This window comes from Bacillus sp. JAS24-2 (assembly GCF_008274905.1).
Classification (GTDB): domain Bacteria; phylum Bacillota; class Bacilli; order Bacillales; family Bacillaceae_G; genus Bacillus_A; species Bacillus_A cereus.
On the sequence record NZ_CP031068.1, the window covers coordinates 1,150,921 to 1,171,021 of the forward strand.

The window sequence follows — 20,101 nt, forward strand, 5'->3', positions numbered from 1 at the left end:
AAATCGATTTTATTTCCATTCTGGAGAATCTTATCATAAAATGAGAGTACAAGAATCTATTGATTTGTCATATGAGTGGGGAATCCCTTCATAACAATTCTAAGCAGGAAGGGAGAGTTGTATTTTGGATATTGAAAGAATTAATGATCATACGATGAAATTTTTTATTACGTACATTGATATAGAGGATAGAGGATTTAATCGTGAAGAGATTTGGTATGATCGCGAACGAAGTGAAGAGCTCTTTTGGGAGATGATGGACGAAGCTCGTGATCATGACGATTTCTTTATTGATGGGCCGTTATGGATTCAAGTGCAAGCAGTCGATAAAGGGATTGAAGTACTTGTCACGAAAGCAGAGCTTTCAAAGGACGGGCAAAAGCTGGAACTACCGATAGGGGTAGACAAAATTATAGATATTCCTCTAGATGAAGGCATCGAATCATTATTCCAGCAAGAATTAGTCGAAGAGGTAGAAGAACAAACAGGAACAAACTTTAATGAAGATGGTACGTTTGGCTTTTTAATTAAGTTTAATGATTTTGAAGATGTCATTTCATTAAGTCATCGTCTTATCTTTGAAGATATAAAAGATGAGCTGTATTCATTTGAGAACCGCTATTATGTATATGTGGAATTCGATGAAGTGCTACATGATGAAGAAGAAATCGATCGTATTTTAAGTATTATTTTAGAATATGGAGAAGAATCAACTTTAACAATTCATCGTGTAAGTGAGTATGGAAAACAAATTGTGAAAGAGCATGCGCTTGAAACGATTCGCAATAATTTTCCTGCTAAAACGTAGGCCGATTTCTGTAGTATGAAATCGGCTTTTTATATGAAGAATAGGAAAGCTTTCTTAGTTAGGAGGTAAGAGATGAAAAATACGTTAAAGCTGATTTTCTTTATACTGCTATTGTTCGCATTATTTGTTTCGTTACGTATGTTTATTGATGTAGCATTTTATTCAGATGTGATTGGGATAAAAGATGTTTCGGTTTTAGGTATTATTAGTATTTTATTTACAGTATCTGCGTTTTTAATTGGTTGCGTTATTTTCTTAGAGAACCGTCATCCGTCAAAAACACTTACATGGCTCATTGTGTTAGGTATTTTTCCGGTATTTGGATTCTTCGCTTATTTATTATTCGGACAGAACTTTCGGAGGAAGAGAATGTTCCAAAAGAAGGCGTTGCTCGATGAACAAGCGTTTTTACAATATAAGGGGCATGAAGATTACGAAGAACGGATTTTACGCAATCATAAGCATCAAGAGCTGTTATTTCGTTTAGCGGATCGCTTAGGCGCTTTAAATATTTCATTTCAAACTGAAACGAGAACATTAACAAATGGAGATGAAACGTTTCAGGCCATTTTAGATGGATTAAAACGAGCGAAACATCACATTCATATGGAATATTACATTGTGCGTGATGATAAGCTTGGAACGGAAATTAAAGATATTTTAATACAAAAATCAAAAGAGGGCGTAGTCGTTCGTTTTTTGTATGATGCGGTTGGAAGTTTTAAATTATCAAAATCGTATATTGAAGAATTAAACGATGCAGGAGTCGAAATGATTCCGTTCTTCCCTGTACGCTTTCCGATTTTAAACGATAAAATTAATTATCGAAATCATCGAAAAATCGTTATTATTGATGGAAATGAAGGCTTTGTAGGTGGATTAAATATTGGTGATGAATATTTAGGGAAGGATAAGTACTTCGGCTTTTGGCGAGACACACATTTATATTTGCGTGGTGAAGCTGTACAAAGTTTGCAGCTTATTTTCCTTCAAGATTGGTTTTATATGACTGGTGAGGCTGTGCTAGCCCCTGAATATTTACAAGCGAAAGCAGTTGAGGGGGAGCATTGGGGAGGCGTGCAGCTTGTTGCAGGTGGGCCTGATAATAAATGGGAAACGATTAAGCATTTATATTTTGCCATGATTGCTTCTGCTCGGAAATCCATTTGGATTGCAACGCCGTATTTTATTCCGGATGATGATATTTTATCCGCATTAAAGGTTGCTGCACTTGCTGGTATTGATGTTCGTTTATTAATGCCGAGTAAACCGGATAAGCGTACTGTCTTTTACGCATCGAGATCTTACTTCCCAGAGCTTTTAGATGCAGGTGTAAAGATATATGAATATGAAAAAGGTTTTCTTCATAGTAAAGTTGTCATCGTCGATTCTGATTTAGCTTCAATTGGGACAGCTAATATGGATATGAGAAGTTTTCATTTGAATTTTGAAGTAAATGCCTTTTTATATGATACAGATAGCATTCGAAAACTTGTTCAAGACTTTAAAGATGATTTAGAAGAATCAAGTGAAATTCATGTTGATCATTTTCATAAAAGACGTCTTCATAGACGAATTGTTGAATCAACATACCGCTTATTATCACCTTTATTATAAAAAGAGATGTCCGAAATTGGGACATCTCTTTTTTAAAAGGAATTTGTAACAAATTGTAGAATATAAGGAGCTGAAAGGGTGTGATTACGATATTTATCGCTAAAAGAGAAAACGGAGAGAAAATTCATTTACTCTATAATTGTAATGAAAAGCTTTTGCGCCGTATGCGTCAACAAGAACGATTCTTTTGTGTAGCTTGTGGAAAGGAAGTGCAAATGAAATTAGGGAAACAAAAAAGTTGGCATTTTGCTCATAAAAAAGTGGATTCATGTCTTGCCTTTTATGAAGCGGAATCAACGTATCATATGCACGGTAAAGAATTGTTATATAGATGGTTCAAGCGTCAAAACTTTCAGGTGGATATAGAGTACTACCTTCCAGAAATTAAGCAACGACCAGATGTTTTTGTAGAGAGGGCGGGCAGAAAAATTGCAATTGAATACCAATGTGCAAACCTAGCTATAGAGCAGCTGTACAAAAGAACATATTCGTATTGGCAAGCTGGTATACAGGTCATTTGGATCGTTGGTGGAAATCAATTGAAAAAGCAATCTGCATATTGGATGAAATTTTCCTCACTTATGGCTTTCTCCTTACAATCTTATCCTCAGCCACTTCTTATTTTCTTCTGTCCGAAACAAAAATCATTTATGAAAGGTGTATTTGTCACTCCCTTTTCTACAAATGTCTTTTTCTCACATACTATATATTTACCAACTGATACGACTACTTTTGAAATGCTTTTTTCTCCCGTTCCTTTCGGGAAAGAAAGATTGGGTGAAGAGTGGAAGAAGAGAAAGAACTACTTCCGCAAAAATGCCCTGCCGATTTGGAATTATAATTATAAGTCATTATTACGCCTCTTATATCAATTTAAATGTACCCCAGCAAGCTTTCCTTCTGAAATTGGTGTTCCACTCCCTTCTGCATTTGCTTTACAAACAAACCCATTTATATGGCAAGCTTTTCTATATATGAAGTGTATAGGGAAGCTTGCAGTGGGAGAGTGTATTTCTCTTCAATACGTGTGTAGTTATGTAAAAAGGTATACGAAAAGGCGGATACTTCTGTACTTTTCAAAGCATATATGGAAAGTGGCAGTTACTGAATATATGACATTTTTATGCTATATAGGTGTTTTGCGTAAAGTGGGAACTTATACGTACCGGAAAATAAGGGATGTCATGATGTTAAAAACAGAGGAGGAGATTATAAAACATGATGAGATTTGCTTAATACATGCGCTATCTTTATTTGAGGCAAATTTTAACATGAGAGGAGGAAAAGGGGATATAATAAAGAATGATTGTGAAGGAATTACATAAGAAAAAAACGAATTGTACTTAAGTAGAGATATTTAAAGGAGGGCTTAAAGAATGTCTGAACAAAACAAAGCGAAAGCATTACCAGATCGCAACGAGATTGAAGAAGCAAGTACGTGGCGATTAGAAGATATTTTCCAAACGGATGCAGAATGGGAAAAAGAATTTCAAGCTATTAAAGAGCTATTGCCGAAGTTAACTGAATTTAAAGGGAAACTTGGTGACTCTGCGGACAATTTACTTGAGGCATTACAATATGAAGATGAAATTTCAATGCGATTAGGTAAGTTATATACATATGCTCATATGCGTTACGATCAAGATACAACAAACTCTGTATATCAAGCATTAAATGATCGCGCAACAAATTTATATTCACAAGTATCTAGTAGCACAGCGTATATTGTTCCTGAAATTTTATCGATTTCAGAAGATACACTGCAAACATTCTTGAAGGAAAATAGAGATTTAAGTGTATATGAACATGCATTAGAAGAAATTACACGTCAACGCCCGCACGTATTATCAGAAGCTGAGGAAGCTTTATTAGCGGAAGCATCTGAAGTAATGAGTTCATCAAGCAATACATTCGGTATGTTGAATAACGCGGATTTAAAATTCCCATCTATTAAAGGGGAAGACGGAGAAGAAATAGAAATTACACATGGCCGTTACATTCAGTTTTTAGAAAGTGATGATCCTCGTGTTCGCAAAGATGCATTTAAAGCTGTATATGAAACGTACGGAAAATTTAAAAACACATTCGCAAGTACGTTAAGTGGAGCAGTAAAACGTAATAATTTCAATGCGCGTGTTCGTAAATATGATTCTGCTCGCCAAGCTGCATTGAGCAATAATAATATTCCGGAAGCGGTATACGATCAACTCGTTGAAACAGTAAATGACAACTTACATTTATTACACCGTTACATCGATATTCGTAAGCGTGCACTAGGACTTGATGAGCTTCATATGTATGATTTATATACACCACTTGTACCAGAAGTGAAAATGAATGTGAAATACGAAGAAGCGCAAGACCTTTTATTAAAATCTTTAAACGTACTTGGTGATGAATATGTTGATATTTTGAAAGAGGCATATGAAAATCGCTGGGTAGATGTGTATGAGAATAAAGGAAAACGAAGCGGGGCATATTCATCTGGTGCATATGGAACAAATCCGTATATTTTAATGAACTGGCATGATAATGTAAATAATTTATTTACACTTGCTCATGAGTTTGGTCATTCGGTGCATAGTTACTATACAAGAAAAACACAACCGCACGTATATGGTGATTATTCCATCTTCGTAGCAGAAGTGGCATCTACTTGTAATGAAGCGCTTCTAAATGATTATTTATTAAAAACGACAGAAGATAAGAAAGAGCGTCTATATTTATTAAATCATTATTTAGAAGGGTTCCGTGGTACTGTATTCCGTCAAACGATGTTTGCAGAGTTTGAACATATTATTCATAAGAAAGTACAAGAAGGACATGCTGTCACGCCAGACATGCTAACGGAAATTTACTACGATTTAAATAAGAAATATTTCGGTGACGCTTTAGTAATCGACGAAGAGATTGGTTTAGAATGGTCTCGTATTCCACACTTCTACTACAACTATTACGTATATCAATACGCAACAGGATTTAGTGCAGCGACAGCTCTATCTAAACAGATTTTAGAAGAAGGACAACCAGCAGTAGAACGTTATATTAACGAGTTCTTAAAAGCAGGAAGCTCTGATTATCCAATTGAAGTGCTGAAAAAAGCAGGAGTAGATATGGCATCTCCTGAACCAGTAAAAGAGGCGCTACAAGTATTTGAAGAGAAATTAAATGAATTAGAAGCATTATTATTTGAAGAAAAGTAATGAAAAAAGACGAGGGATTGTATCCTCGTCTTTTTTGTTGAATAGATTTAATGTCGATATTTGTTGAAGAGAAAGGTGGATTTTTTTGTTTTTTCTAACTGAAAGGATAGCTTTACGGCTGATTTTTGAAATTAAAACCCTTTGAATCGTTTTTTATAATTGAAATAAGAGAGTGTAATAACGATGATTCCGAATAAAAGAGGTAAGGCAATAATTTTAGGAAAAGCTTGTAGTAGAGAGAGGATGTACAAGAAAAAAGAAACGATGACAGCTAGAAAGAGAAGAGCAATATAAGATTTTTTCATAAATAAACCCCCTAAATGACCTTTTTTATAGCTTATTCAAAAATGAAAACGTTTAGAATGTGACAAAAGTGTGAAATTCGACAAAAGGGGTTGTCATCTGACGTCGAATCTTGTAATATAATAAGCGTGAACGAATTCACATACAAACATATACCCCTTTGTTTGAACGTGAAAATTTCTCCCATCCCCTTTAATATTTTTATAAGCCGTAAAGAAAAAGACCTGGTGTTTACACCAGGTCTTTTTCTTTTGCTATCCATTTCCAATAACGTTCGCATTTTACTTCTATCATTTGTACTTTTCGTTTCAGTTGTAATTTTTTTAGTTCGCGTTCAATTTCTTGTTGCGGACAGTCATAAATAAATGCTACTTCTTTTGAAGATATAAATTGTGTTGCTTCTAGTAGCACTTCTAAAGGTGGTAATGGTTCTGGCTCAATTTCACATTTTACAAGTTCTTTCAATAATTGTACGTATACATCGTAGGAATAATTTCCAGCGATTTTAATACCTTCTTCATCTGAGTTCGCATGAAAAAAGACGAGGGAAGGTATTTCTGTAATATGCATTTCATTCGTGAATTTCAAGTCACATTGGAAAGCTTTTTTTGCACTAGCAGAATGTAGATCTTTTTTAAATTCTTCTACATCAATATTGCTATCTCTCGCACATGCAAGTAATAGTTCGCAATCAGGGTTTGATACATTTTCAAGGAAAATGTATTCTTGGAGTTTTCGCAAAAACTTCGAACCTGCTTTTCGGCCTTGCAACTCCGCTGCCTTAATTGCCATCGAAACTAAATATGGTGTTGACGATGCTTCTTGCATATGTACCTTTCCATCACATGAAAAACCTTGTAAACTGGTTGTCTTTTCCCACACAAATCGAATATTAGCAGGTTTATTCCATTTGTGTGAGGAAGCGTTCGTTCCATCCACTTTCCCTGTTACGATATGACGAATAGAGAAGTATTTCCCGTATTCAAGCCATAGTTTAATAATAAAAGGCTCAATTTCCCAGCAATCTTTACAAAGTGGATCAATAAATAAATATGCTTCTACAGACTTATGCTCGCATGCGGAAGGAGATGGCATATTTATATGCTTTGCTTCCTGCTTATCCATTACACTTCACCTGTTTCGTTTGGAGTATTAACCATATGCTGAGCGGTTAATGCTAAACGTTCAAAAACAAACTCTCTTATATGACCATGCACTCCAGTATCATCCATTGCTTGCTCCATACATGATAGCCAAGCCTCTGCTCGTTTTGGGGTAATCTCAAACGGGAGATGGCGTGCTCTTAACATAGGATGACCATGTTCTTCAGTGTACAAATTAGGACCACCTAAATATTGGGTTAAAAATTGCTTCTGCTTCCTAGCGGTTTCTGTTAAATCTTCCGGGAAGATGGGAGATAAGTCAGGGTGTTTACTGACATAGGAATAAAATGTATCTACTAATATTGCAATGCATTGTTCACCGCCAATTGCTTCAAATGGTGTCATCGGTTGCTTGCTCATCCTTTATAAACTCCTTTTTCCATGAAATGTATATCTATTGTAGCAATGGAATGTTCGAGAGGGCAAATAAACAGCCTTCTCAAAGATTCTTTGCTTATTCTACGGGTGTAACCTTTTTTAGTGAGATGTATCCACTAGTGAAACATATTCACTAGTGGAATTTTCACTTTAGCGTGCTTTGTTTTGTTTGGCAAGGAAAAAGCGTTTTACTTTGTTATTTGTATGGCGAACAGGTATGTTATGTTGCGTTAATAAATCAATAAATGCAGCTTTTCCTGTTTCTTCATCTTGCACTTCAAATTCAATTTCATAATCATCGTGATTGTAATAGAAACTATGATCAAAGACAAGCGTTCCGCCTTTAAATAATGTTTCTGCTCTTTCTGTTGTTAAACTACCCATATATGTTAAAGCAGAAACAGGAATTTGTAATTTGTGTAATTGATCTACTACTGCTCCTTGAATGATTGTGTTTGTTTCCATCATCATTTTTGCTTCGTCTTCTGTTACGACTTGATGCGTTTCTAATAAACCGATTTCTGCAGGTTGTTTCAATGTTAACGTATAAGTTTCTCCTTTATGACGAATACGAAGTGCAGAGCCAGCTTCTTTTAACGAGAAGTCAGGTGTTTCAAAGTAGTGATTCACTTGTTTTGTAAATGCTTCAATAGAAAACGATTTACATAATGTATCGAATTCTTCTTTTGTAACGATATTTTTGAATTCAATTTCAATTTCTTGTGTCATTGTATAATCTCCTTTTGAAAAATAATTCTTTACACATTATCGCTTTTTCATAAATTTGGTTCAATGTTTTATTTGTTTGCGTCCATGTTATGATACAATAATACTGTTAAGTAAGACAGGAAGTTGAGATGGAGGAGTTAGAGCATGCAAAATAAAATCCAAGTTAAGAGCGTAGAAAAGAGAGAGAATGCTCTTATTTTTTGTGCGGAAAATAGTGAAATAGAGGTAAAGGAGTTAAGTGCGCGTAATCACGTACTTGTAGACTCAGACAATTTATCATTTTTATATATCTTAGAAAATGAATCATCTTTCATTTATGTAAGTATTCCGCACACATGCTGGGAAGCAATGCATGAAGCGATGAATAACGATGTGGTTATGTTCGTTCGCGTGAATGACATTGAAATGGAATTAGAAGGATTAAAAGAAGAAGTAGAATATTTAGTTGAAAATATTGAAGGTAATGCAAATTACGGAGAAGAATTAGTAACTGCTGTAGAAAAAGTATTTCTATAAGCAAATGGATTGATTTTGGTGGTGGTTGAAATGAATCGAAATTGGGAAGAATTTTTAGCACCTTACCACCAAGCGGTGGCAGAGCTGAAAGTGAAACTAAAAGGAATGCGTACTCAATTTGCAATGTTAACAGAGCATTCTCCAATTGAGTTTGTAACAGGAAGGGTAAAGTCGGTTGCAAGTATTATTGATAAAGCGGAGAAGAGAAATGTACCGCTAGACCGATTGAGAGAAGATATGCAGGATATTGCTGGGCTTAGAATGATGTGTCAATTTGTTGATGAGATTAAGCCTGTTGTAGAATATCTTCGAAAACGAAATGACTTTGAAATCGTGGAAGAACGTGATTATGTTACGCAAAAGAAAGATAGCGGTTATCGTTCTTATCATGTTGTCATTAGTTATCCTGTTCAAACGATTCAGGGTGAACAAAAAGTATTGGTAGAAATCCAAATACGCACGCTAGCAATGAACTTTTGGGCAACAATTGAGCATTCTTTAAATTATAAATATAGTGGACGTTTTCCTGAAGATATTAAAATAAGGTTGCAACGTGCAGCTGAAGCGGCGTTTTTATTAGATGAAGAAATGTCTTCTATTCGTCTTGAAATTCAAGAAGCGCAAAAGGCTTTTTCAAGAAAGCAAGAAACGAAAGATTCTGAATCATAAACTAAAGGGTGTTGGGCGATGAAATTTACAATTATGTCAAAGGGAGATCAATCATCAGATACACTGGCAAGCACGATGAAAGAGTACTTGCTAGATTTTGGATTTATAATGGATGAAAAGGAACCCGATATTGTAATTTCTGTTGGGGGAGATGGAACGCTTTTATATGCGTTTCATCGTTATTATAATCGATTGGATGAAACAGCATTTGTTGGTGTACATACAGGACATCTAGGTTTCTATGCAGATTGGTTACCGACAGAAGTAGAGAAATTAGTAATTGCAATTGCGAAAACACCATTCCAAGTGGTGGAATATCCGCTTTTAGAAGTTATTATTCGCTATGTGAATGGAAGTAAAGAGTCACAGTATTTAGCGATGAATGAGGCGACTGTAAAAAGTGCAGAAGGTACATTAGTAACAGAAGTAGAAATACGCGGAGAATATTTTGAAACATTCCGCGGAGACGGCCTTTGTATCTCTACTCCTTCAGGAAGTACCGCGTATAATAAAGCGCTTGGCGGAGCGATTATTCACCCATCTATTGAAGCGATACAAATTGCAGAAATGGCGTCCATTAACAATCGTGTATTTCGTACTGTAGGATCTCCACTTGTATTGCCGAAGCATCATACATGTGTGTTAAAGCCAGCTGCAGGAATGAACTTACAAATTACAGTGGATCATTTAACGATGGTTCATCAAGATGTGAAATCAATCCAGTATCGCGTCGCAAACGAGAAAGTACGATTTGTTCGTTTCCGTCCATTCCCGTTCTGGAAACGAGTTCGTGACTCGTTTGTTGCAGATAAATAGAAAGGGTTATATATTTGAACAGATTTACATTGAAATGGGATATAGGTCCGGCTGAAGAGGGAACTTTAGTTAGGGAATTTTTGAAAACGAAATGTATTTCTAAAGCCGCTTTAACGGATATAAAGTTTCACGGCGGGGCAATTGAAGTAAATGGTCAACATGCGAGTGTTCGTCATCAGTTGCGTGTTGGTGAAGAATTACGTGTCTTTTTTCCAGTTGAGGAAAGAAGTGAAGGGATGATGGCAGAAGATATCCCTTTAAGCATTGTATATGAAGATGACGCGGTTCTTATCATTAATAAAGAGGCGAACATGTCAACGATTCCGTCTAGAGAACATCCGACAAGGAGTATTGCCAATGCGCTTTTATCTCATTATGATAAGCAGCACCTTGCAAGTACAGTGCACATCGTAACACGTTTAGATCGTGATACTTCGGGGCTTATGCTTATTGCAAAAAATCGTTTCGTGCATCATCTTTTATCGAAGCAGCATCAACAAAAAGCTGTGAAACGAACGTATGAAGCAATTGTTCACGGAAAGATTGTAGAACGAGAAGGAATGATTGATGCACCAATTGGTCGAAAATCTGATAGCATTATTGAGCGAACGGTTTGTGAGGATGGACAAAGGGCAGTTACTCATTTTAAGGTAATTGATAGTACATATCATAAGACACATGTAGCGCTTGAGCTTGAGACAGGAAGAACGCATCAAATTCGTGTGCATATGGCTCATATAGGACATCCGTTACTTGGTGATAGCTTATATGGAGGGAGAAGGGATGAAATGAAACGGCAAGCACTTCATAGTAAATCTTTGACGTTTTATCATCCTATTTTAGAGAAAGAGATGTCTTTCACTATAAAGCTTCCAAGCGATATGCAAGAAGTGTTGCGGCATACTTAAAAAGGGGACAAAATTCTTATATTATAAAGAATTTTGTTCCCTTTTTTCTTAGCGGAATAATATTAAAATTTGGTTTTCACCCGTACGCTTTATAATGAAAAATCCACTTTCGGCTTTTGTAGCAATGCCATTGTCATTTGGACGACAATATCCATGTGCTTCGCAAGTGCCGTCATCACGTACTAACATTTGTCCAATTAATCCGACAGGAAGCCACTCGGCGCGATCTTTTCTTGCTACATATTTGCAAGTTGGATCCCATTCTGTATTTAAAAGAGGTTGTATTTCTTCGGCTTCCGTCCATACATATTGGCGTTTTCCAAAGTTATCTGTTTTATAACGTTTTTGCCAACTTAAAGCCCCGCTATTTCCTATAAGGGCAGGGGTTGCACTAGATATTCCTAAAATGAACGAATCGCGTGAAGTAGCTATCCGAATTTTTTCTTCGTTACTAAATGTAACGAAATAACCGACATCAATAGGTTTATAACCTTCGATTTCAAACATTTGTGCAAAATCCGTTCCGCTTGCATTGTAAGACGCGCCCTCAATGTACATTTCTCCATTATGAGCAAGCCATTTAGCCCCGATATTATGGTCGGTGTCGCTTACACCATTTGCAATAAACCAAGAATAAGCTTCTTCTGCAGTGCCGAAGCGCCCCATAATATGGCTACCTGCAAAATGAGCTGTTGATGTATGATGACCTTCCGCATGAGAAGAGGATCCGTTAGCGATAGTTGCGTTTCCTTCTGCGTGTGCTGCTTCGCCTAAAGCAATTGTCTGTTTACCCTCCGCATGAGAATAAGCCCCGCCTGCTGTCGTTTCACTTCCCTCACTATGCGAACTATGTCCAGTTGCTTTTGAGTTTGATCCTTCTGCATGAGAGAAAGAACCTTTTGCGTGTGTTAATAAGCCTTCCGCATGTGCTGCCATGCCCTCCGCATGAGAGTGAAGCCCCTCTGCATATGCATATCGGCCGCCCCTTTTAACTTTTGTATTTTCAGGTGTAGGTGTCTCAATTATGAGTGGTTTTTCAATTTGTATATCATTCGATGAAGCTAATGCTTCTTTTATTTTTTTTACTTTGTTTATAATAGCAGCTGGAATTTCTGGTTCCACTTTTTTATTCATTGCTACAGAAATATTTTCTTCCGTCTTTTCTTCTGTTTGGTTAGAATGTAGTATCTGTTCATCTTGATTTGAAAGCTGTTTATTTTTTTGTTGCATCTTTATTTTTCTGCGATCGATTATGCGGCTCATCACAGCATTTTCTAAAGAGACATATGTTGGTTTTACTTTGCTTTTTTTTGATGACTCTTGTTCTTCCAGTTCTTCTATCGCTGCAGCCCGAATACTACACCAGTTGTTAATTCCGTACATGGGCAGATATAAAGGGGGGAATTTTCTTTTTTGTTTAGAAGATTTTTTCTTCATTCTGTCACCTCCTGCGACATTATATGTAGTGTAATTAAAAAAAGATGCACTTTATTGCATCTTTTTTTAATTACTTTACCTAGTTTCATATGAAATCTGCCTAAATAATACGGTAATCTCTCGCTAAGTAAGGTAGTTATGAAATTGGACGGAATTTCTCAGCGACAAAAGGTAAAGAAGAAGGGACAGAGATAGTCTCCATTTCAGGATAACGTAATCCGGTTAATTTGCCACCAAATACAGCACCAGTATCAATATTGACTGTCTGATTGACGAATCGAGGTTCTGCTACTGGTGTATGTCCATATACAATCCAAGCTTGCCCCTTGTATTCTTGCGCCCAATCGCGACGGACAGGTGAGCCATCGGCATGCTTTTCTCCTGTAATATCACCATATAATACAAAGGTTTGTACTTTTTTATCTCGTCTTCCTATGTAATCTTGCCGAATCCCAGCGTGACATACGATTACTCTTTTTTCATCTAGTATGTGGTAGAGCGGTGATTGTTCATAAAGAGTGATAAACTTTTCTTTTATAATGTTTTGCTTATTAGGAGGAAGTGCCTCATATTCAGCAACAGTTGTTTCAAGTCCGTGAGCGACTGTTACATTACGCCCAAGGAAAAATCGATATAGTTTATTACAGTGATTTCCAGGAGCGTAATAAGCTTCTTTTTTATGTATGACAAGTTCCCATACAATTTCAATCATACGTAATGAATGAGGACCACGGTCTGTAATATCGCCAACGAATGCAAGTTTACGTTGGTCAGGGTGAACCGGTAGACCGCTACTCCAGTTATATCCTAGCTTCTCTGTTAAATTTTGAAACTCTTGGAAGCATCCATGAATATCTCCTATAATGTCATATTTCATATTTAAACCTCCATCGTATTTTTCATTAGTATATCTAAAAAAGGATAGAGATAAAAATATAGCGTTTTTGTGTTGTTCATTTAAACATAAAGATTTTCGTTCTTGAGCGAACATTTAAAATGAATCCAATCGCAATCATGTATGTAAGCAGTGAACTTCCTCCGTAGCTCATAAGAGGTAATGTTATCCCTGTAATGGGAAGTAATCCGATTGTCATCCCGATATTTTGGAATACTTGGAAAGTAAACATTCCGATTGTACCAGCGCAAATGTAACTACCGAAAGGATCATTACTTTCTAAAGCAATATGAATCATTCGAAAAATGAGTAAGAAAAAAAGAGAAATAATGACACTTGCGCCTAGAAATCCAAATTGTTCAGCGACATTAGTGAAAATAAAATCTGTATGTGGTTCTGGAAAATATACTTGTCCATTTTCCCACCCTTTTCCTTGCATTTCTCCGGATCCAGTCGCTAAGAATGCTTGTCTTAATTGATAGCCTTGTGCATCATATTTGTAAGGTGCTAACCATCCGTAGAAGCGATTTAATTGATATTCTTTTAAAATGTGTGCTTTAAAGAAATCTGTGTGAGTAAAAAAAATATATATTAATGTAGTTCCAGCAACGAAAGTAGCTGAAACTAATCCGAAAATAAAACGCCATCGTATGCCAGAAACTAGTATCATTGCTGCAAGCATCGCTGAAATGACCATTGTATTTCCTAAATCTGGTTCCTTTGCGATGAGTAGTAGTGGTGGCAAACTTGTTGCAAATATTTTTCCAAGTAGTAAAAAATCGTCATGTATTGTTTGGGAAAAATATTTCTCATTATGGTTTGCTATAATTCGTCCAATGACGATAATTAAAAATAATTTCATAATTTCAGAAGGCTGAAAATTTCCGATGCCTGGGAGCCTGTACCAAGCGGTAGCGCCTTTAATTGTAACGGCACCTGGTACTTGAAGTTCTAGTCCAATAAGTAGTACCATTGCAAAGCTGTACAAATACCAAGCAATTTTTTGATAACGATCGAAGTCGATAATCATAATAACACCAATGGCTATAAATCCAATGAAATACCATTGGATTTGCTTTAGTACAAAATTGACGTTTTGTAAAAATGGCGGTAAAGAGGCTTGCGCACTTGCAATAGCACAACAACTAACAATCCCAATGGCAAATAAAATAAATAGTAATACGTAGTCTATTTGATATTGAGAATTTGGATCTTTCAATGTAGGTATTCCTTTCTACTGCTCTTTATAGTAATGGATTTTATCCCGCATTAATGGGCAGTAAGACCCCTACCTCAAAATTCAGCGAAAGCGAAGAAGTTAGGTGGGGGATCAACTGCCCGTAAAAGCCCGATTGGTGAGAGCTGATTAAAGTTTCACTTTATAGTATGAGAAAGAATGTATGAACTATACGAATGATTCACATATAGTCCATACACTTTTAATTTTGCAGAGTAGTTTAATTGTTTAACTCTTTAATAATTATATCCAAACAATGGGAAAGACGTACATGTGCGTCAGGAAAAATATCTAGTTGATGAAGATAGTATTTTAAGGAACTTTTACACCATTGGTAAGCACTAAGTAGAGCTGCTCTATAGTCTGTAGTATTTTGTAAAAAGCCATATTCTTTTGCTGTTATAACGAGGTGTGTGAAATCTTCACAACCTTGAAGGAGCTTATTGTGTATTTGTTGTCCAGCATGGTAGCGAAATTGACTTAAAGGCTCAGAAATGTATATTGCATTTCCTTTAGAAAGTAAAGAAATCCATGAGGCCATATCAACACTACAAGAATATTGTCGCTCTTTAAGGGTGCCAAAAGGTTCAGTGAGCAATTCCTTTCGGAACAAGGTAGTTGTAGGCTCACCGATAATGTTGTGTCCACCCTTTAACATCCAATTACCTAAAAATATCCCGTTTAATGGGGTGTCTTCACTATATAACCTTTGTGTTGGATGGGAATCACCTATTAGATTTCCATGATCATCAATGCGTACTCGATAAGAAGTAACAAGAGCAAGATTTTTATTGGGATCTTGCTCAAAATAGGTCATCATTTTTTGTATTTTATGCTTATAAAACACGTCATCGTCCATTAAAAAATTTATATACTCACCATTTGATTTTTCTATGAGCATAAGATCATTGTGAAATTGTCCTAGAGTAGGGATATTTCGAATGTATGTTATATTTTTATAATTTGGTAAGTATTGTTCGCGTATTAAAGTTGCTGTTTCATCATTTGTACTATCATCTCCGATGATGATTTCAATATTAGTATAAGTTTGTGCCAATGCACTTTCTAGAGCAATTTTGAAATAATGAGGCCGATTATAAGTGGGAATAAGGATGGAAACGAGAGGTGGATTTTTTTCATTCATCATACATAACTTCCTTTCAGAAGCTTTTTTTTGTAAGAACAATATCTTGGTAACTTGTATATTCATGTCTGCCGCACCATAAACCGTAATGCGGCTTATTGATTATTTCTAGGCCGTACTTATTCAATAGATTGCAAATATCTGTCTCAGGATAAGCAACTGCGAAATTCGGAATATCTTTATTTACAACGTAGCAATTTTCGATTCGATGATAAAAACCTAATGTACTTTGTCCTGCATTTAAATAATAGGACGATTCAGGATTTATAAGAAAGAATGTAATGAAACATCTCCCGTCTTTTTTTAATACACGTACAATTTCAGATACGTAATGTTCTAATTCTTTTGGGAGAAGATGCGTAAATACAGAAGTTAAAAAGATAAAATCGAATGTCCCGTCTTCATAGGGGAAACGATATTGAGAGGCATCTTCTTTTCCTTCTGGATTATAGAATTGATTGTATATGTCAACATGTTCAAAGTGAAAATTATTACGCATAGTTGAAATGTTATTTTGACACCAAGTAATTCCATCTTTAAACAAATCAAATCCATAATACGCTCCATCATCATTTAAGTAATTCAATAATGGTACAGCCATTCGACCGACGCCGCAGCCTACATCTAATACTTTTTCATTTGGTTTTAAAGCGCCAATTTGAATAAAATGCTTTAGGAACTCTTTTCCAACTTTTTTGAAGTCGCCACCTACATATTGGACGAGTTCAGGAGGGGGGAGTAAAGTCATTTCTTTGTTAAGTTCACTCATGAGTATACCCCTTTCTTGTATGAGAAGATGCAGTAAATCTATTAATAAAATTTTCAATTTGTATTGAGAGAACACAGGAAAACAATTGTTATATGTAAGGAGATTCCGAAAAAGAATACTTAATTGGATTAGAAGTGAGAGAAGGATGAGTGAAAATGAAATCTCCTATAGATTAAATCTTTTTTATTCTTTTCTCCAATAAACGCCAAATACATCAATTTTAGTAATAGGGGCTTTTAAATTTCGTTGGTTTCTAAAGTCTGTCACAGCCTCAGCGCATGGCGGTAGCCCGTAGTCATCGATAATTATATAGCCACCTTTAGAAACTTTATCATATAAGTTCACGAGACCATCCATTGTGGATTCGTACATATCACCATCAAGCCGTGCAATTGCTATTTTTTCAATTGGTGCTGTTGGTAAAGTATCTTTAAACCAGCCTTTTAAAAATTTCACTTGATCATTTAGTAAATCATATTTTTTGAAATTCTCTTGTACTTGTTCTAAAGAGACGCGTAAATAATCGAATGTGTGCAAATAATCACCGTAATCTTTTGGATATTGTTCTAGATTCGGTGCTGGCAAACCTTCAAATGAATCAGCGACCCACACATTACGATTCGTAATGTTGTTTGCTTGTAAAAAACCATTCATAAAAATGCACGATCCTCCGCGCCATACACCTGTTTCAATAAAATCTCCCTCTATATTTTCACGAACAACGGTTTCCATTGCCTCTTGTAATTGGTTCATACGTTCTCGACCGATCATGCTATGTGCTGCTCTTGGCCAATCCATTCCATCATGGCGTTCACTTTTTGAAACATTTGGTTTTACAATTTTTAAGTTATGGTTTTCAGCATATTGCTTAATGAATAAAGGGAGGGGGACTGTAACTGGCTCGAATTCTAGTTCTTTTGAAATATGTAGAGATGCGGGTAAGTATGCCTCATATTCTAACCATATTTCAAATAAAATGGTCTTCTTTAGCAATTCGAGATAAAGCTGAACAGCAGATTTACTTTCCATATTTGTGCCTCCTGCAAAATGTCATACAACAATATGATTATGTAGATAGCGAATGTTTCATGATTGAATTTGAAATTGAAAAAGCAGTAAAACTGATATCAGTTTTACTGCTAAGTAAAAAATTAAGCGATTTTTTCAATAATAATAGATGCATTTGTACCAACAGCTAATGATAGCCCAAGCCCTGTAACGATTACTTCAATTAATGATGGAGTTGTCGTAATTTGCGTAATTGCTTGAACAACGATAGGTGCTCCAACTGAGATTAAAGTGGCCCCAGTACCTGGAACAGATACCCCATTTACTTGGATTGTAAGTCCTCCTAATAGACTTACTGCTGCAGTGTATACGATAACGGTAATTTTATAGAATCCAGTTTGACTAATTACGAAAGTATCAGGATCTAATTGAGAAATTGCTGTACCAAACTGAGATCCAACAGTATTAAATGGTACTGGAGCATTAAGTCCAATATCCAAAGAAATCCCAGCGGAGTTAAATGCATACAATCCTGCTGGAAGCCCTAGTCCAGATGGTCCAGTCGGTCCAGTCGGTCCAGTAGCCCCAGTCGGCCCCGTAGGTCCAGTAGCCCCAGTGTCACCAGTCGGCCCTGTAGGTCCAGTAGCCCCAGTGTCACCAGTCGGCCCCGTAGGTCCAGTAGTCCCAGTGCCACCAGTCGGCCCCGTAGGTCCAGTAGCCCCAGTGTCACCAGTCGGCCCCGTAGGTCCAGTAGTCCCAGTGCCACCAGTCGGCCCCGTAGGTCCAGTAGTCCCAGTGCCACCAGTCGGTCCTGTAGGTCCTGTAGGTCCCGTAGGTCCAGTTGGCCCAGTCGGTCCAGTTGGCCCGGTAGGTACAGTCGGCCCAGTAGGTCCCGTAGGTCCAGTCGGCCCGGTCGGCCCAGTCGGAAGGGTAAACGGTGGTATCGGTGGTAATGTAGGTCCTACAAGATTAGGGTCAAATGCACTAGCTGATAAAGATTCATCGGGATTTAATCCATTTGAATAATTATTATTTGACATAAATTCACCTCCATAAAGCGTTCATTATATAGTAGATGCAAAACCGAAAGAAAATGACACGGACATTTGAATTATTGAAAAGAAATCTTAAACTACTTGAACAATTTAAAAAAATGGAAAGTTTAGTATATGTATAACATATGATTGATTTGGAAGAGGGTGATTATGTTGAACAAGCAAGGAATTACAATTAGTTTATGTATGATTGTTCGAGATGAGGAGGAGACAATAGCCCGTTGTTTAGAAACAGTTGAAAAAATTGTGGATGAAATTATAGTAGTTGATACAGGTTCCGTCGATCGAACGAAAGAAATCGTAGAGAAATACACTTCTAACATATATGATTTCCAGTGGATTGATGATTTTGCAGCAGCAAGAAATTTTTCTTTTTCAAAAGCGACGCAAGAGTATATATTGTGGCTAGATGCAGATGATGTCTTATTAGAAGATGCTCAAGAAGCATTGAAACTTTTAAAAAGAGAATTAGATCCTAAAATTGATGCTGTTTCGATGCCTTATCATCTTGCAATGGATTCTAACGGGAAACCTTTATATTGTACAAAAAGAAATCGACTTGTAAAGCGTGAAAAACAATTTCAATGGTTTGGAAAGGTTCATGAGTATTTAGCTATTTCTGGTGAGGTTTTTAGTAGTAATGTTGCTATTACACATAAAAAAGAAAAAAAAGTAACAAATCGTAATTTGAAAATTTTTCAAAATACTGTAGCGGCAGGTGAAGAATTAAGTCCGAGAGATTTATTTTATTACGCAAATGAATCTACGGATAACCAAAAATATGATGATGCAGTTCTTCTATATGAAACATTTCTTAATCAAGACGAAGGATGGTATGAAGAGAAAATTTATGCATGTGGTAAGTTAGGAGATTGCTATGCAAAGCTAGGAATGTGGGAGAAGGCAATCGAATCTTGTGTGAAGTCGTTTCGGTATGACGTCCCTAGAGGAGAGAATTGTACAAGAATAGGATATATATATATGGAACAAGAAAAATATAATGAAGCGATATTTTGGTTTAAACTTGCCACGGAAGTAACAATGGCAACGGAAAGTCCTTTCCATAGTCCAGCTAGCTACACATGGCTACCCTATTTACAAATGTGTATTTGTTATAGCAGGTTAGGGGAGCAGGATAAAGCGTATTATTACAATGAATTAGCAGCTTCTTATGTTCCGAATAATGCTGCAATTGAATATAACCGTAAATATTTTCGGGGAGTTTTTGATAAACCATATAAAGTGTAATAGGTTTCGTTTTTTAGAAATGATTTATCGCTATTCTAACTCTAATAGATTGGTTATATATTAGAGTATCAGTAACGTAACCAATATAAATAAAAGATTTTATACTGCTATTTGCGGGCTAATAATCATTGGGGGATGAACAAAATCTGCACTTTATAGAATTCATATGAGATTTATATTTCTAATTCAATTTGCATA

The 20,101-nt window shown here is 36.2% G+C and carries 20 protein-coding genes; 9 read left to right on the forward strand and 11 right to left on the reverse strand.

All coding sequences use genetic code 11. The features are described 5' to 3' along the window. Positions 1–124 precede the first annotated feature (124 nt). The 4 genes from mecA (at position 125) to pepF (ending at position 5,628) form a co-directional block, all read left to right on the forward strand. Entirely contained in the window at positions 125–808 is a 684-nt protein-coding gene (gene mecA, locus DN407_RS05970) for an adaptor protein MecA (RefSeq protein ID WP_000350716.1), read from the forward strand. A 72-nt stretch (positions 809–880) separates the two neighbouring features. Beyond that, positions 881–2,425 carry a cardiolipin synthase gene (locus tag DN407_RS05975; protein ID WP_000799198.1) on the forward strand — a complete coding sequence of 515 codons (1,545 nt, stop codon included), beginning with the start codon at positions 881–883 and terminating at the stop codon, positions 2,423–2,425. Between the two features lie 80 nt (positions 2,426–2,505). Then, positions 2,506–3,750 (forward strand): competence protein CoiA, encoded by a 1,245-nt coding sequence (locus tag DN407_RS05980; protein ID WP_149216101.1) that lies wholly within the window; start codon positions 2,506–2,508, stop codon positions 3,748–3,750. Positions 3,751–3,801: 51 nt separating this feature from the next. Beyond that, a complete protein-coding gene (gene pepF / locus DN407_RS05985; protein ID WP_000003348.1) occupies positions 3,802–5,628 on the forward strand; it encodes an oligoendopeptidase F in 1,827 nt (608 codons plus the stop codon). A gap of 131 nt (positions 5,629–5,759) precedes the next feature. On the opposite strand, the gene DN407_RS31525 is transcribed toward pepF, so the two are convergent. The 4 genes from DN407_RS31525 to DN407_RS06000 form a co-directional block, all read right to left on the reverse strand. Further along, entirely contained in the window at positions 5,760–5,933 is a 174-nt protein-coding gene (locus DN407_RS31525; RefSeq protein ID WP_000750355.1) for a hypothetical protein, read from the reverse strand. Positions 5,934–6,162: 229 nt separating this feature from the next. Beyond that, the gene (locus tag DN407_RS05990; RefSeq protein ID WP_000360656.1) at positions 6,163–7,056 is read right to left on the reverse strand and encodes a ClpXP adapter SpxH family protein; all 894 of its coding nucleotides are present in this window, start codon (positions 7,054–7,056) and stop codon (positions 6,163–6,165) included. Next, positions 7,056–7,454: a globin domain-containing protein gene (locus DN407_RS05995; RefSeq protein WP_000043386.1), complete on the reverse strand. Its 399-nt coding sequence runs from the start codon at positions 7,452–7,454 to the stop codon at positions 7,056–7,058. The genes DN407_RS05990 and DN407_RS05995 overlap by 1 nt, the downstream gene beginning before the upstream one ends. A 168-nt stretch (positions 7,455–7,622) precedes the next feature. Beyond that, positions 7,623–8,201, reverse strand: coding sequence for a CYTH domain-containing protein (locus tag DN407_RS06000; RefSeq protein ID WP_000191120.1), 579 nt, complete (start codon positions 8,199–8,201; stop codon positions 7,623–7,625). Positions 8,202–8,345: 144 nt separating this feature from the next. Between DN407_RS06000 and DN407_RS06005 the strand changes: the two genes are divergently transcribed. Genes DN407_RS06005 through DN407_RS06020 form a run of 4 tightly spaced genes read left to right on the forward strand, consistent with a single transcriptional unit; the run spans position 8,346 to position 11,110 of the window. After that, positions 8,346–8,717 (forward strand): UPF0738 family protein, encoded by a 372-nt coding sequence (locus DN407_RS06005; RefSeq protein WP_001180003.1) that lies wholly within the window; start codon positions 8,346–8,348, stop codon positions 8,715–8,717. Positions 8,718–8,747: 30 nt separating this feature from the next. Next, positions 8,748–9,386 (forward strand): GTP diphosphokinase, encoded by a 639-nt coding sequence (yjbM, locus tag DN407_RS06010; RefSeq protein ID WP_001081482.1) that lies wholly within the window; start codon positions 8,748–8,750, stop codon positions 9,384–9,386. An 18-nt stretch (positions 9,387–9,404) separates the two neighbouring features. Further along, positions 9,405–10,202, forward strand: a complete 798-nt coding sequence (locus DN407_RS06015; protein ID WP_000673190.1) for an NAD kinase — start codon at positions 9,405–9,407, stop codon at positions 10,200–10,202. A gap of 14 nt (positions 10,203–10,216) precedes the next feature. Next, entirely contained in the window at positions 10,217–11,110 is an 894-nt protein-coding gene (locus DN407_RS06020; protein WP_149216102.1) for an RluA family pseudouridine synthase, read from the forward strand. Positions 11,111–11,158: 48 nt separating this feature from the next. Here DN407_RS06020 and DN407_RS06025 read toward each other — a convergent pair whose 3' ends face one another. The 7 genes from DN407_RS06025 to DN407_RS06055 form a co-directional block, all read right to left on the reverse strand. Continuing rightward, positions 11,159–12,547 (reverse strand): peptidase G2 autoproteolytic cleavage domain-containing protein, encoded by a 1,389-nt coding sequence (locus tag DN407_RS06025; protein WP_149216103.1) that lies wholly within the window; start codon positions 12,545–12,547, stop codon positions 11,159–11,161. Positions 12,548–12,683: 136 nt separating this feature from the next. After that, a complete protein-coding gene (gene prpE, locus DN407_RS06030; RefSeq protein WP_000872694.1) occupies positions 12,684–13,424 on the reverse strand; it encodes a bis(5'-nucleosyl)-tetraphosphatase PrpE in 741 nt (246 codons plus the stop codon). Between the two features lie 76 nt (positions 13,425–13,500). After that, entirely contained in the window at positions 13,501–14,661 is a 1,161-nt protein-coding gene (locus tag DN407_RS06035; RefSeq protein WP_000654700.1) for an FtsW/RodA/SpoVE family cell cycle protein, read from the reverse strand. Positions 14,662–14,899: 238 nt separating this feature from the next. Continuing rightward, complete coding sequence (locus DN407_RS06040) at positions 14,900–15,826, reverse strand: glycosyltransferase family 2 protein (protein WP_149216104.1); 927 nt, start codon at positions 15,824–15,826, stop codon at positions 14,900–14,902. 13 nt (positions 15,827–15,839) lie between these two features. Further along, positions 15,840–16,592, reverse strand: coding sequence for a class I SAM-dependent methyltransferase (locus DN407_RS06045; RefSeq protein ID WP_001292838.1), 753 nt, complete (start codon positions 16,590–16,592; stop codon positions 15,840–15,842). Between the two features lie 183 nt (positions 16,593–16,775). Then, positions 16,776–17,621: a TylF/MycF family methyltransferase gene (locus DN407_RS06050; protein WP_000444386.1), complete on the reverse strand. Its 846-nt coding sequence runs from the start codon at positions 17,619–17,621 to the stop codon at positions 16,776–16,778. Positions 17,622–17,743: 122 nt separating this feature from the next. Beyond that, on the reverse strand, positions 17,744–18,640 hold the full coding sequence (locus DN407_RS06055) for a BclA C-terminal domain-containing protein (protein WP_061139696.1): 897 nt from the start codon (positions 18,638–18,640) through the stop codon (positions 17,744–17,746). Between the two features lie 165 nt (positions 18,641–18,805). Here DN407_RS06055 and DN407_RS06060 point away from each other — a divergent pair, with 165 nt between their 5' ends. Next, on the forward strand, positions 18,806–19,903 hold the full coding sequence (locus DN407_RS06060) for a glycosyltransferase (RefSeq protein ID WP_149216105.1): 1,098 nt from the start codon (positions 18,806–18,808) through the stop codon (positions 19,901–19,903). Positions 19,904–20,101 lie beyond the last annotated feature (198 nt).